General features: G+C 66.5%; 13 protein-coding genes and 2 pseudogenes. 10 read left to right on the forward strand and 5 right to left on the reverse strand.

Annotation, left to right across the window (positions count from 1 at the left end; translation table 11 throughout):
• Positions 1-313: 313 nt before the first annotated feature.
• The 5 genes from ACIA75_RS18495 to ACIA75_RS18515 all read left to right on the forward strand — a co-directional run bounded on the left by ACIA75_RS18495 (position 314) and on the right by ACIA75_RS18515 (position 4,354).
• Positions 314-799: a hypothetical protein gene (locus ACIA75_RS18495; protein ID WP_397105437.1), complete on the forward strand. Its 486-nt coding sequence runs from the start codon at positions 314-316 to the stop codon at positions 797-799.
• Between the two features lie 326 nt (positions 800-1,125).
• Entirely contained in the window at positions 1,126-1,488 is a 363-nt protein-coding gene (locus ACIA75_RS18500) for a nuclear transport factor 2 family protein (protein ID WP_397105439.1), read from the forward strand.
• A gap of 261 nt (positions 1,489-1,749) precedes the next feature.
• Positions 1,750-2,301 (forward strand): TetR/AcrR family transcriptional regulator, encoded by a 552-nt coding sequence (locus ACIA75_RS18505; protein ID WP_397105441.1) that lies wholly within the window; start codon positions 1,750-1,752, stop codon positions 2,299-2,301.
• A 451-nt stretch (positions 2,302-2,752) separates the two neighbouring features.
• A complete protein-coding gene (locus tag ACIA75_RS18510; RefSeq protein ID WP_397105443.1) occupies positions 2,753-3,586 on the forward strand; it encodes an NAD(P)H-binding protein in 834 nt (277 codons plus the stop codon).
• Positions 3,587-3,988: 402 nt separating this feature from the next.
• Positions 3,989-4,354: a hypothetical protein gene (locus ACIA75_RS18515; RefSeq protein ID WP_397105445.1), complete on the forward strand. Its 366-nt coding sequence runs from the start codon at positions 3,989-3,991 to the stop codon at positions 4,352-4,354.
• A 163-nt stretch (positions 4,355-4,517) separates the two neighbouring features.
• Here ACIA75_RS18515 and ACIA75_RS18520 read toward each other — a convergent pair whose 3' ends face one another.
• Together ACIA75_RS18520 and ACIA75_RS18525 are read right to left on the reverse strand one after the other, a co-directional pair.
• Positions 4,518-5,237 (reverse strand): response regulator, encoded by a 720-nt coding sequence (locus tag ACIA75_RS18520; protein ID WP_397105447.1) that lies wholly within the window; start codon positions 5,235-5,237, stop codon positions 4,518-4,520.
• Positions 5,234-6,340, reverse strand: a complete 1,107-nt coding sequence (locus ACIA75_RS18525; protein WP_397105449.1) for a sensor histidine kinase — start codon at positions 6,338-6,340, stop codon at positions 5,234-5,236. The genes ACIA75_RS18520 and ACIA75_RS18525 overlap by 4 nt, the downstream gene beginning before the upstream one ends.
• 121 nt (positions 6,341-6,461) lie before the next feature.
• On the opposite strand from ACIA75_RS18525, the gene ACIA75_RS18530 reads away from it, so the two are divergent.
• A complete protein-coding gene (locus ACIA75_RS18530) occupies positions 6,462-6,968 on the forward strand; it encodes a DUF6223 family protein (protein ID WP_397105451.1) in 507 nt (168 codons plus the stop codon).
• Positions 6,969-7,347: 379 nt separating this feature from the next.
• Here ACIA75_RS18530 and ACIA75_RS18535 read toward each other — a convergent pair.
• Positions 7,348-7,560, reverse strand: a pseudogene (locus ACIA75_RS18535) (MFS transporter); the annotation flags it as partial.
• A 97-nt stretch (positions 7,561-7,657) separates the two neighbouring features.
• Entirely contained in the window at positions 7,658-8,764 is a 1,107-nt protein-coding gene (locus ACIA75_RS18540; RefSeq protein WP_397105453.1) for a winged helix DNA-binding domain-containing protein, read from the reverse strand.
• Positions 8,765-9,000: 236 nt separating this feature from the next.
• On the opposite strand from ACIA75_RS18540, the gene ACIA75_RS18545 reads away from it, so the two are divergent.
• The 4 genes and pseudogenes from ACIA75_RS18545 to ACIA75_RS18560 form a co-directional block, all read left to right on the forward strand.
• Positions 9,001-9,243: a hypothetical protein gene (locus tag ACIA75_RS18545; RefSeq protein WP_397105454.1), complete on the forward strand. Its 243-nt coding sequence runs from the start codon at positions 9,001-9,003 to the stop codon at positions 9,241-9,243.
• A gap of 502 nt (positions 9,244-9,745) precedes the next feature.
• A complete protein-coding gene (locus ACIA75_RS18550) occupies positions 9,746-10,657 on the forward strand; it encodes a hypothetical protein (RefSeq protein WP_397105456.1) in 912 nt (303 codons plus the stop codon).
• A gap of 82 nt (positions 10,658-10,739) precedes the next feature.
• Positions 10,740-11,057 (forward strand): helix-turn-helix domain-containing protein, encoded by a 318-nt coding sequence (locus ACIA75_RS18555; protein ID WP_397105458.1) that lies wholly within the window; start codon positions 10,740-10,742, stop codon positions 11,055-11,057.
• Between the two features lie 393 nt (positions 11,058-11,450).
• Positions 11,451-11,732 (forward strand): annotated as a pseudogene (locus ACIA75_RS18560) (ATP-binding protein); the annotation flags it as partial.
• 847 nt (positions 11,733-12,579) lie between these two features.
• On the opposite strand, the gene ACIA75_RS18565 reads toward ACIA75_RS18560, so the two are convergent.
• The gene (locus ACIA75_RS18565) at positions 12,580-13,833 is read right to left on the reverse strand and encodes a hypothetical protein (RefSeq protein WP_397105460.1); all 1,254 of its coding nucleotides are present in this window, start codon (positions 13,831-13,833) and stop codon (positions 12,580-12,582) included.
• Positions 13,834-13,847 lie beyond the last annotated feature (14 nt).

Below are 13,847 nucleotides of genomic sequence, written 5' to 3' on the forward strand. Positions count from 1 at the left end.
TCCGTCCAGCCATGGTTCCCATAGTCCCTTCTGGCCCTGATCAGGGCCAACGAGACTCTAATTCCGGCTGGTCGCATCCATGGGGGACGGGTCAGCAGCTTAGCGGGACAAAACCGGCTACGTGATCCGCAGTAGAGGTTTATTACACTTCTTTGAGTTTCTCCCGATGTTGAAGCTCTTCGAGCTTTTCGCGCGGGAACTCGACCGCGACACGGCTGATCGTCGGGTTCATCGACGAATACCGCCAGGTCTGTGGCGTCGAGTCGATCTGCCGCGCGCCATCGGCGCATGGTGTGCGGATGACGGTCCTGTGGTGGACACCTCCCGGGACCTGGCCCAGGCCCCGATGGGTTGCGGATTGTTCGCAGAGGCCGAGATTGCGCCGTTGATCCCGGGACGGTTCACCACCGAACCGACCGCTATCTTCGGCGGCAACAAGGAATACGAGAACTCCGCGCAGTGCATGTATTCCAATCAGGACACCGCCCCCGACAGCTTGCCCACTGCATTCCTCACTGTCACCACCCGGCTCCACAAGGCCAATTCCCGCGAGTCCGGGGTCGAGAAGGCGGTGGATGATCTGCGCCGTAAGACAGGCTCGCCCGCCGGTGTTCCGGGGGCCGATGACGACAAGTTCCGGGAAATCGAGAGCAGCAAGAACCGGGTGATCGCGGCCGAGATGACGGTCCGGTACCGCAATGTCGTCATCACTCTGCACTACACCCACTACGAGCTCGGCGAGAATCAGTTCACCCAGCCGATGCCGGCCCTGTCCGCTCTGGGACTGGAGAAGCTGTGACCGCAGCTCCGGGTGAATCCGGATGTCGCCCGCGAGATGATCGAGCATCGCATCTTCGACGGCCGCATCCAGCTGGTCGAGTACAAGCCCCGCGTGCTCGATCACCCGCCGCTCTGCGCCCCTGCGTGACGTCGCCCGGCCGGGACTCTCGCAATGGCGGGTATTACCCGAGTGTGATGCTCAGCCTGGACGCCGGCACGTAGGCGCGGGTGAGGGGCGTTCCGGCTTCGGCGACATCGTTGGGCGGCCGTTGCGCCTGACAGGAGCTGTCAGCGAAACGCAAGGACCGGACCGGCACTCAGCCGGCAGCTGGCATGCTGAGTGCCATGGAGAATGACTTGCGGGAAGCTGAGCGGCGACTCCAGGCTGCGCAGCTGGCCGGGGATGTCCAGGCGCTGGACGAGTTGCTCGATGACCGGCTGATCTTCACTTTCGGCTCCGATACGTTCACCAAAGCCGATGACCTCGAACTGCACCGCACCGGGGCTCAGACCGTGAGCAAGCTCGCGGAAGAACAGCTGACGGTACTGGTGGACGGGACGACCGGGGTCACTTGGTTCCTCGGGGTCGTCGAGGGCAGCGTTCATGGATCACCATTCGCAGCCAGGATGCGCTATACCCGCGCCTGGGCGTACGACGACTCGCGTGGCTGGCGGGTCGTAGCCGCTCATGCCTCGGCGGTCGAGTAATCGAGATTCGTCGTGATCTGGGCGCGCGGCTCTACGCCGACGGCGTCCGGTGAGACCCTGATCGGTCAGGCTGCGCGGAGGCAGAAGGGGTGTCCGGCGGGGCTGGCGTATACCCGAGAGCGTTGAGGGGGGCGGTGATGGCGTCGTCCGTCGGCTGCAGCCGCCGGCCGCCGGCGTCGAGCACTCGCTGGTCCGCAGTTCTCGCGTCATCGGTAGCGAGGTCGAAGTGCATCTGCTGGGAGATTCCGTCGGGCCATTGGGGTGGCCGATGCCCGCCGCAATCGTGAAGCCTTGCTGGGCGCGGCCCGCGCGGCGCTGCTCGCCGACGGTGACGCCTACGTGGAGGAGATCGCTCGGCGAGCCGGCGTGTCTGTCGGAACGCTGTACCGCCATTTCGAAACACGCGAAGCGCTCGTCGCGGAGGTATACCGCCAGGAGGTCGCCGAACTCTGCGCAACCCCTGCCCAGTTGCTCGCGCTACACGCCCCGGACGAAGCTCTGCGCAGCTTCCTGCTACTGCTCGTGGAGCATGCGGCAGTGGGCAGAGGGATGGGCGAAGTGCTGGAGAGCATCATGGCGACCGACTCTCCGATCTACGACGACACCCGCACCGAGATGGCCCGTGCCCTCGACGAACTGCTCGCTGCGGGCGTCGACGCGGGCGTGCTGCGCGGCGGCGTCAGCGGCCGCGTCGTGCTGCGTGCCCTCGGTGGTATCTGCGGAATGCGGACCACCGGCTGGCAGGACGACGCGGTACACATCGCCACCATCCTGTACGACGGATTACGTTACGGTGCAACGAAGCACAGTTAGCCCTGCCGCCGGGTCACGATAACTCGGAATGAAACGTCCTTTATTCCGAGTTTCATCTTGAACCCGGAATAGTGGGTGACCTAATCCGACTTCCCCGGGCATACGACGCCGCGCTTCGGGCCGCTTGAAGCAGCTGCGACCAAGACCGACGATGATCCGAGTGCTGTTCGCGTTCGACCTGTGGCGGTCGCCGGTCATGATGACCGGCGGCGATAAGGCCGGGCACCGCCCTGGTGCGAGCAGGCGCGTGAAACCTGAAGTCGCTTTGTCGCGAATCTCGACATCATTCAGCGGCCTGCGTGCCGATTCTGTGCGAGAAAAGTAACCCCACCGGAAGTGGTGCGAGCCGATCGGCGCGCCTGGATCAGCGTTTCCGCTCTATCTTGACCTCCACTTAAGTTGAGGTCTTAGCGTGGGCGGCGGTTGATCACCACGCGAGAGGACATCGCTCATGATTCTGGTCACGGGAGCCACCGGGAACATCGGAAGCTCATTGCTGAAGCAGTTGCGCGCGTTGGGCGCCGATCCGATCAGGGCACTCACCCGTAACACCGCCAGAGCTGCTTTCCCGGCCGGGGTCGAGGCAGTCGAGGGCGATCTGTCCGACATCTCCTCGCTGACGGATGCGCTGGATGGGGTGCGGTCGATGTTTCTGGTGCCGCGACTCGGTCCGGATACCGAGATCATCGACCGCGCTCGCCGGGCCGGTGTCGAGCATGTGGTGCTGGTGTCGTCGATCACCGTGGCGACCCATCCCCATCTCGGTCCCGCTGCAGACAACGCGGCGGTCGAGAAGCTCCTCGAGGCCAGTGGAATGGACTGGACGATCCTGCGGCCGACGCAGTTCGCGTCCAATGCCCTGATGTGGTCATCGACAATTCAAGCGGGTCGACCCGTTCAGGTGCCTTATGCCGACACCGGGCTGCCCACGATTCACCCCGCCGACATCGCGTCGGTGGTCCGGGTCGCGCTGACCGAGCCCGGCCACCGGGGGCAACGGTATGCGCTGACCGGTCCCGCACCGGTCAGCGCGCGTCAACAGGTCGCAACCATCGCCGAGCTGCTGAACCGGGACATCGAGTTCGCCGAGATCACCCGGGAGCACGCCCGCCCGGGCATGATCGCGGCCTTCGGCGAAGACGCCGCCGACGCGGTCCTGGACGTGACCGGCGGCGACGTCAACGAGGGTCTGCTGCGGGTGCGCGACACAGTCCCGCGGGTGACGGGCTCAGCGGCCAGGACCTTCGCGCAATGGGCCGAGGAGAACATTGACGCTTTCCGATGAAGTGCTGGTGGCGTGGAAAGCGAGTTCGTCGATGCAGAGCAGGTCGACGCGTCCGTAGCGGGCGCTGGTCTTGGTCAGCTGCTACTACAGCCGCTCCGACGTCGACCGCAGTCATGAGGGCATTCCGACAGACTCGACCCGACCCCACGAGGTGCCGGCGGCCGATTCGAGAGTCGGACGGTAACTCCTTCGAGCCGACGACATTGGGGGAGGACGGAAACCGGGGTCTACCTGCGCAGGAGGGGCAGTGGGCAGCCCGGATCATCGGCGAGCACGGTTTCTGGCTTGCTCCGACCGAGATAACGGAAGCAAGCATTACACCGGCCGATACGACATTATGGTCGCAGATCTGGCTACTCAGATCGCACATTTGTTTTCGACTGATCAGGGAACTGCGCGCATATGTTGAAGATATCGACCCGCACCGTGCTCGGCAGCGCCATTGCCGGGCTGCTCATTGTCGGATCAGGGGGTGTCGCGGCGGCCGAGCCCGCCCCGGCGCCCGCACCGGTCGCGCCGGTGCAAGCACCCGATGCTCCGGGCTCCGGGGCGGTGGCGCCCATCGCGGCGTGCATGGCGCCCGGCGACACCATCGAACTCCGGGCCGGCCTGGGCGCCCTGCTCGGGACCGGGAGCGGCGCGGTCGCGGGTCTGCCCGTCTTCTTTGTCGGGGCCATCCCGTTCGGGATCATCGGCGGCGTGATCGGCGCCATGGTCGGCTCGACCACCTATGCGCAGGACGCCTGGCGGGCTCCGCAGAACTGCTGATCGGACGGGGCCGCGGGTTCCTTTACCGGGTAGGTGGCGTCGAGCCATTCGGTGAACGGAGGTCCGCCGATTCGGGCGTGCGGCCGGCCACCACCCCGCGGTTCTCCAGCAACGCCCTATACATACCGATTACGCGGATCAAAGAGCGGTTGCGCATGATGGATCACGATGGATCGCATCGATCGCGCTGAGACCGACGCCGCTCGTCCTCTGCGGGCCGGCCGCCGCGCGGATGCACCAGACCGGATTCGTAGGCGAGGACGACGAGCTGGGCCCGGTCGCGGGCGTGCAGTTTCGTCATGGCCCGATTGATGTGGGTTTTCGCGGTCAGTGGGCTGATCACCATGTGATCGGCGATCTGGTCGTTGGACAGTCCCTGCGCGACCAGGGCTACGGCTTCGCGTTCTCGATTGGTCAGATCCCGCAGCCCGGCCCGAGTACCTGCGCTCAGCGGCGGCCGGGTGACGTAGCGGTCGATGAGTCTGCGGGTGATCGACGGTGCGAGCAGTGCATCGCCCCGGGCGGCGACCCGGATGGAGTGCAGGAAGTCGTCCGGATGGATGTCTTTGACCAGGAACCCGGCCGCACCGGCGCGCAGCGCTTCGTAGACGTACTCGTCCAGCCCATAATTGGTCAGCACGACCACATGCACGCCGGTCAACGCCGGGTCAGCGGCAATACGCCGGGTGGTCTCGATACCGTCGACGACCGGCATCTGGATATCGACGAGCGCGATATCGGGCCGGTACTGCCGGACGGCCGCCAAGCCCGCGCTCCCGTCACCGGCCTCGGCCACCACCTCGATATCGTCCTCCAAGTCGAGCAACGCCCGGAAGCCACTGCGGATCAGCGGCTGGTCGTCGATCAGGATGACCCGGATCATGCCGCGTGCTCCACGGGAAGTTCGGCCAGGACGCGGAAACCTCCTTCGCTGCGCGGACCCGCCCGCAGGCTTCCACCGAGCGCGGCGACCCGCTCACGCATTCCGAGCAGCCCGACGCCGGGAACCGGCGCGGTGCCGGGTGCCGCCCTGCCGTTGTCGTCCACGCGGATCACCAGTGCATCGGGCCGGTATTCGATTCGCACCCAAGCAGATTCGGCGGCCGCGTGCCGGGCGATATTGTTCAGCGATTCCTGCACGATTCGGTAGCCGGTCCGATCTACCGTGGCCGGCAGATCCCGGTGCCGCCCGTCGATCGTCAGGGTCGCGGCCAGACCTGTCGCGCGGGCCCGCTGTACCAGGTCGGCGACTTCGGCGAGGCCGTGCGGCCGGCTTGCGCGATCATCGCGCAGAGCTTCCAGGGTCGCTCGTAGCTCCCGGGCGGCTTCGCGGCCGGCCTCCCGGATCGCCAGCAAGGCCTCCGGAACCTCCTCGCCGCGTTTTCGGGCCACATGGACGGCGGCCTCGGACTGCACCTTGATCACCGAAATTTGATGGGTGAGCGAATCGTGCAGTTCCCGCGCGATATGCAACCGCTCTTCGTCGGCGCGCCGCCGCGCCGTCTCTTCCCGGGTGCGTTCGGCCTCGTCGGCCCGCCGCTCGGCCTGGCGCAGCGCCTCACCCGCCGCCGCGGCCGCGATCAGCCAAGCCAGCTCGAGGGCGCCGCGGGCCTGCGCGAACGCATCGCCCAGGTCGTGCACCGAGACCAGCACCGCCAGTGGCAGCGCGACCACCAGAATCACCGCCCCCAGCGCGGCGGTGACCCGATGCCCGGCCCGGACCGCGGTGTAGACCGCGATGAGGAACGCGACGGCCGGCACATCGAATCCGGTGGCCTGGTAGCCCAGTGCGCAGAGCCCGGTCACGGCCAAGACCGCGTCCGGAGCCCGGTGCCGTGCGGCCAATACCAGACCGCCCGCTGCCAGCAGGAGGTAACCCCAAGGTTCGACCCTTGTGACCGAGTGCTGCTCGGAGAGCCCGGCGAACACCAGAATCGCCGCGACTGCGCCGGCGATCGCCCAGTCGCTGATGGTTCTCCGGCTCATGCGTGCACCATAATCGGATTCTCGCGGGTGCGGATCCCGCGCACGGATGATCCGCGGCCTACTGCACCCGTAGTACTTCCGCTGGTCCGCAGTGCAGTTCGAGCGGCCGGTTACTGCACCGGTGGCAGCACGCATTGTCTACCGCCGCACGATGTCCGGCGGTGCGGTCACCCCGCATGATCGGACGAGTCCCATCGACTCCACCGAGGAGCACACCATGTCCGTCCGTCACCTGCTCACCACCGTGGCAGCCACCTCGTCCGCTGCTCTCGTACTCGCGCTACCGGCTGCCGCCCATGCTTCGGCCGAGCCGGCCGTCACGGGTATGACTTCCGGTCGGGTGGGTCCCAGTCTGACCGCGCTGCTGGCACTGATCGGCGTGATCAGCGGTGTCCGGGCCCTGACCCGCTCCGGAAGGCGCAGCGGCGCCGGGCCGACCGCGGCTGTCGTGGCCGTGGTGGCGGGCCTGATCAGCGTGGTCGTCGGAGGGCTGTTCACTGCCACCGCCGGGGGCGGGCCGGGTACCGGCAACGGCATAGTCGCCGCTGCTATCGCGGTGGTGCTCGGGCTGGCCGGCACAATCCTCGGGGGTCTCGCGCTGGCTCGCTCCCGCCGCCGCACCGACTGAGATCACGGCATCCGGTGGTGGCGGGTCTGCTCCGCGGATGTTGAGCAACGCCGAAACCGAGTCGGCATTCGGGTCCGGGGCCGCAGGGTTATCCCGGGCTTGTCGGGAGTCGCGCGGTGGGCGAACAGCGAGGTGGTCATCGGGTCCTCCGCGAGTTTCGCGCGGCCACGGTGTCTCGGGTCTGTGGACCAGATCGGCGATCCAGGGCAGATCCTCCGTGGTGGACCCGCCCGGATCGGTGCCGTCGCGGCGAGTGTTGTTCGGTGACGGTGTATCCCGCCGCCCGACCGCTGTCGTGATCAGGTCCGGGTGTAGCGGGGGTGGTGCTGTCGATGCTGACTGCTCCGGTGCGGAGGTCGACGGCGACGCCATGGTGGCTGGCGGTCAATCCGGCGCCCACCAGCGCTATCGCGCCCGCTCCCAGGAAGGCCGCCGAGTAGCCGTCGGTGAGTTGCGGCAGATCGGTGAGCTGGTCTGCGCCGAACGCGGCGGCCAGCGAGGGGATGAAGGCCAGCGACATTCCGCCGGCGGCGACCAGTGAGGCGGGCAGGACGTCGATCCAGAAGCTGCCGGTCGGCCGGACCAGCGACATACGGATTGGTTCTGATCGCGAACTTCGACACCGGTTGCGCACGAATCTCGACACCGCCTGTTCCTGCAATCAACCCACGGATTTCAAGCGCGGAACACTAGGCCGCCCGCGCACGCACCGAGGCCAGCCCTGCCGCACGGGATACGCGGTCCGTTGCGGCGTCGAGCTTCTTCGGCAGCGGCGCACCGTCGAACATGCTGACGACCACCTCGTCGCCTTCCAGTTCCCAGGTGCCCGCGATCCGGCCGTCCACCACGACGATCGGGGCGATCCAGCCCGCGGTCCGGCTGACCAGCGCGCGGTGCGCCTTCGGCAGCAGTTCGGTGTCGCCGGTGCCCGGGCCCAGCACGTACTGGTCGAAGGGGCCGAGCAGGTGCACCGAGGTAGCCGGTTCGGTGGCGGCGAGCTCGTCGGCGTGTTCGGTGAGTACGTAACCGGTGCGTCCCTCGACCTCCACCGGCGTGAGCGCGTCGCCCAGCTCGGCGAACCAGCCGCGCACGGTGGTCTTGCGCAGACTGTTGCGGCTCAGCCAGGCGTCGAAGGTCTCCGGCGTCGCGGGACCGTAGGCGCCGAGATACGCGGTGATGGCGGCCGGTGCTGCGACGTCCGGTTCGGCCGGTCCCGGCCAATCGGGGATCAGCCGCGCGGGACTGGTGAAGGTCACCTTGTTGCCGCGCGCCGGCCCGTGGCAGATCGCGCCCTGCCAGGCCAGCGGCTTGAGCAGCGTGCCCCAGCCCGAGCGCAGTTCCTTGCCCAGCTTGTGAAACGCCTTGTCGGCGAGCAGCGCCTCCACCAATTCCTCGCGGGTGAGTTCGGCGTCGCCGAGTATCCCGCCCACCGCCTCGGTCAATGTGGCCACTTCCGCGGGCGTGGCGCCGAAAGTGCGTTGCCATGAGGGCTTTTCCCAGGTACGGGCGGACGCTATGAGCGGGAGCACGGCGGCGGCACCCGCAGGTGTCATGGCGTGCAGGGTGCCGCGCATGGCCCAGGTCTTGATCAGCGTGCGGTTCGACAGCGCGCTCACCACGGCACCGTCCTCGGGCGCGGTGCTGCGCAGCGCGACCGCAGTTTCCGCCGCGGAGGTGACCTGCGCTTGCACACCGCACAGGCGTCCGACGAGCTCGGGCACGCTCGACGCGGTGGGGGACGCGACGAATTGGCGGGCGAGCCGCCAGCCGAAGACCTGTTCCCACGTGACGCGCACCCAATCCTCCTGTGTCGAACGTCGATCGTGCTCCGGCACGCTACACCGGCGGTCCGACACTCCGATCCGACGCGACAACACGGTCAGGCCGCACCAGGCGCTCGGCGACCGAGTGCCCAGCGCGGTCTTCACGTGCTGCGACCAGCGGAAAAACTCGATAAGCGGCATGTGCGGATGTCTGTGATCCAGGTTTCCTGGACGGAGTGAACGACTTCTCGAAGACTAGAGTCGGATCCATGAAAGACCGACCTGTCCTCGTCGTGGGCCTGATCGGGGGCTTCATCGGCGCAATGCTGTCGAGTCCTTTCGCCGTGTACTTCGGCTTCGGTACTCCTGTGCTCGCTACCGTCATTTTCGGCGTGGGAATCTTGCTGGCTGGAGGCATGATGTTCGGCGGCCTCTGCGCTGCGCTGGTGTGGGCCGTCAGGGCTGATCGGCGTAACGGTGGTTACCGCTGTCGCGGTGAGAGCCGGGCATAACTTTTCGAAGCTACGGTCCGGCGGCGGTACGCAGCAGCCGTAGAGGACGCGGTGATCGGCAATACCGGACGCAGTCAGGTGATCTCGACAGCCATGGCATCAACCACGTGTCGAGCCGGATCCTGCCGAGATCTTCACTCGAGGCACATGGTCGATTCGCGAAACTATGCGCGGTAGCAGAGCAATCCGGTGTGGCTTACGGCCTCTGTGGTGGCCGGCCTTTCGTGCCTGGATGCCGGGCCGCTGCCGATGCTGGACGACGTTCCGCCTTCCGAGCTCCGGGAGCGCAAGTTGTCGACTTGGATAATCTAAGTGGTGGCTTGCCTGGTCCGGGCTCGGGAGAACAAGTTATGCAGTTGGGTAACGCAAGTGATGTCGCGAGCTCCGGACAGCAGTCGGGCCGGGGACATTCGGTGCGTCCCCGGCTGTCCCCGTCGGCCGCTGAATCATCACGTTGACACCGGCCGGCGGTGTTGTGTTCCTTCAGGGCAAGGAGGTCCCGGTGGATCGATCACTGCTCGCGCGAGCAGCTCGCTCGAGCCTGCTCGGCGTGTTGGTGCCGTCGCTGCTGGGCGTCGCGGCCGTGATCTGGCTGCTGACTTTCACGAGGATCATGATCAACGAGCTCGGCTGGGGGGTCCTGAGCCCGCTGGAATGGATCGCGGAGATCAGTAGGACGGCACCTGACGACAAGCAGTGGATGGGCGTGCTGTTCGGTGTTGTGATCTGGCTGTTGATGTCCACGTTCCTGGTGGTGGTCCCGGCCGTGGTCCTGGTCGTGGCGACGCCGCGGATCGTCCGCCGGATTCGTCGCGGGAACGCGCTGCGCCGCTTCGATTCGGATGCCGTGCCTGACCTGGTCTTCGTTCGGTCGGATGAGAGCTGGATGGCTTCGCGCGTCGCTGGGAACCCGCTGCGGGTCGCGGTGTTCGGTGTGCTCGAGCAGCTCGCCCCCGACAGCGCTCTGGCTGCCGCGCTTGCCGGCGAGACCCGCGTCGTCCTTCTCGGCGACCGCGCAACGGTGCCGCCCCTCATCTCCGCCCGCCTGGACGGGTATTTCCTGGACCGCAGTTCGCGGTCCAGCGCGGTCATCGTGGTCGACCGGGCGAACAACCGGTGCTGGCTCATGGGTCGCGTCGTGCCGCAGTTCGTGCTCGTTGCCGACCCGTCCGGGCCGCGGGCCTTCCGTCCCCGCGCCGCGGGAGCGGCCTCGCTCGCAACGGGCGGCGGGATCGCGCTGGTCTGGGCCGACGATGCCGGAGGCTGGGAGGGATCCGACGGCGGCTGGGGGGACGGCGGATCCGACGGTGGCTCCGATGGCGGCTCGGCCGGTGGAGGCGACGGCGGAGGGGGTGGTGGCGGCGGCGACGGAGGTGACGGCGGGGGCGGTGGCGGTGGAGGCGGCGGAGAATGAGAGAGGTCGTGGTCGATCTCGATGCCACGCTGGCACTCCAGGAGCGTGCGCTGCTCCTGCAGCGGACAGAGGAGGAAAGGCGATGAGTAGCTTCTCCAAATGGGATCGTGAAGGCTATCGCCGCCGTGTGGGCGAAGAGGAGGCCGCGCGTCGTCGTCGTTCGATCATGGCGGAGCAGTGGGGTCACCGGCTTGCTGAGGAGCGGAAGCGGCTGGGGTTCACGCGAGCGGGTTTGGCCGAGATCATGGGAGTCAGTCCGGGGCGGGTGTCGCAGATCGAGCATGGTGAGGTCGCGACGGTCGAAGCTCTTGCCGCGCATGTTTCCGCATTGGGGGAGCTGGAGCTGTTGGCGGACATCGGTGGGCATCTGTTGAAGATGCCGACCGACCCCGCAGCGTGAGGTAACTGCCTCCGACAGTGGGCTGCACCGTTGCACCCGAGTGCTACTGCCGGTGGCCTATGCGCGAGGCGACGATCGGGCCACCAAATTGTCGCCGCGATCACCAGCAGCGGTAGCCCGATCGCGATGGCGAAACCGACCACTACCAGAGCGCTCATGGTGTGGCCTGCGTGGAGGCCCAGCATGCGAAGCTGATACGCGGCAGCACGGTTCACCGGTTGGCTTTGATCGCGAACCTGGACACCGGTTGTGCGCGAATCTCGACACCGGATGTCGGAGCGGGATGTTCGTGTTCGCGAATTTCGACACCACCGAAAGACTTGTGGTGGCACGATGATCGTGCTTCACCGCTGAGGTCGGATCTGATCTGGGCGGCTCTGCTGCTCGGATGAGGTGTCCCGCTACGGACGCGTCGACCTGCTCTGCATCGACGAACTCGGCTACATGGAACTCGACCGCCGCGGCGCCGAACTACTGTTCCAGGTCCTCACCGAACGCGAAGAGAAGAACTCCGTCGCGATCGCTTCCAACGAATCCTTCGCCGGCTGGACGAAAACCTTCACAGACCCGCGGCTCTGCGCCGCGATCGTCGACCGGCTCACCTTCGGCGGCCACATCATCGAAACCGGCACCGACTCCTTCCGCCTGGCCAGCACACGCGCCAAACAGAGCTGAACGACGGTCCGCGCCCATCGCAGAGAAAGCCAGGCTCGAGAACGTCGGCAGGCACACGAAACGGTTTCCGACATCACCCTGGGATCTTTCCGTTTGGCCGACACCGCCCCGGCGAAGGGGGTGGCTCTGGCAGACGTATCTCAATAAAGATGTGACACGCCGCCCCCCGGATGATCCACGATCCGGTTCGACTACAGATCACTGTCAGGCCACCCCCTTGGTCGCGGACGCCGAGGCAGTCTGTCCGACCGAGAGCAGGTTATCGGAAAAGAGCGGGGTCGCCATCACCGGGAAGCGGTGATTTCATCCGACGGAACCGTTGCTGCATCATCCGGCGGACAGCAGATTCACCCGGCTCGCTTCCCGGACCTTCTCCCCATTCCTCAGCACCCGAACCCAAGACACCCGATACCACCCGCCGACACACCGGCCGGGTGGTGTTCATTTTCACGCACAGGAACAGCACCGCAACCGCAAACCGGTGTCGAAATTCACGACAAACCGCTGCCAGCATTCACGCGCAGAGCCAACCGGTAATAGGAAACCGCTACGCTTCCGCTCGCGATGCCGGTGCACGGCAGTACTGGTGCTGTTCTTGCGGAAGCTGCGGTGGCGTTGCGATCCTGAGATAATTGGTGACAGCCTCGCCCGTGTCCTCGCTTCCTCGGCGCGGACGTGATCCGCGCGAACCATCTCGGCGACGGGGGAATCGCCGGAGCAGCTCCGACCGAGATGCACGAGACTGGGTCACGGGATCGAGGAGGCGGCACCGGCGGTGATCGATCTCGGCCACGATAGAGTTTCGGAAAACCTTATGAGGGGGAGGTCCCATGAGCTATCCGTACGGTCAGCCTCCGCAGCAGCCGGCCTCTCCGGCTCCAGGGCCCGGCTTCCGGCCCCGGCCTATGCGGCGCCACCCAACCCATACGCGTACCCGCAGCCCGCGCCTGGCGGTGGCACCGGGATCGCCGCCGGTATCTTCGCGCTGCTCGGAGCCCTCGCCAGTGTCTTTCTGACTATCATTTTGATGATTCCCTACATTGTCGTGGCTCCGGCTCTGCTGATCGGCGGGATCGTGTTGTTGAAACGAAGCAATGTCGGCCGGATTACTGTGATAGTGGCCTGCGTCGCGTTTGTAGTCGTGTCGATAATTCCTGGGCTCGGCCTCATCCCGATCATCGCCGACCTGTTCGCCATTCTGACTCTGGTCCTGGCCGCCGTCGGCTCCACCAAACGGTGGATCGAGGCACCGCGAACCCCCGCCGTGTCCGGCGGTGATGTAGTGCCGTTGCACCTCGCGGAACAGCCCGACCGGCGCTTCGATCACCGCGCACACCCGGGTGTCCAGTTGGGCTACGGGCATGATGCGCGAGTTCTGGCGGGCAACGACCTCGTCGTCGTGATGGTGATAGGGATGGGTGCCTTCCCGCAGGTAGTGCGGGACGAACATGCGCCAGAACTGCAGCCAGGATTGTGAGCTGTAGGACTGCACGACCCGCTCGTGCAGGCTCGGTGCGGCGACGGCGTAGACGTCGCGGTAGACGAAGTAACCGTAGGGGTGGAGCACGGTCGGCAGTGTCCGCATCAACGTGTGCAGTCCGGAGTAGGCGCCACCGTAGGAGTAGACCTCGTGCATCAGGGCGGACGCGCTGATCACGTCGACCGGTTCGCGCAACAGTCGCCCGATGTCCTGAGCCCATCCGTGCACCAGCACGCACGACCCGACCGCGTTGAACCGCGCGATCGCGTCCGTGAGCGAGGTCGAGGAGACGCCGGGTCCATCCACCAGTGTGAGTTGTACAGGGCGTGGTTCCTCGGCTGTCCGCGTCGCGAGGTAGTCGACGGCAGCGCCGCCACCCGGGCCGATCTCGACGAGATGCGGTTCAGGCGATTCGACGCGTTGCAACGCCCGGTATACGAGTAGTCCCTTCTCGTCGCCGTGGTCGTTGGCGGCGACGTCGAGATAGGTCGCGGCCGACTTGTGCACATGCGCGAAGCGGTTCGGTGCTCCGATCATCACGGCCACCAGATCGTCGCCGCGATCACCAGCAGCGGTAGTCCGATCGCGATGGCGAAGCCAAACTGCCACCGGGGCGCTCATGGGCCCACCTTCGC

The organism is Nocardia sp. NPDC051750, from assembly GCF_044453135.1.
In the GTDB taxonomy this organism is placed as follows: Bacteria; Actinomycetota; Actinomycetes; order Mycobacteriales; family Mycobacteriaceae; genus Nocardia.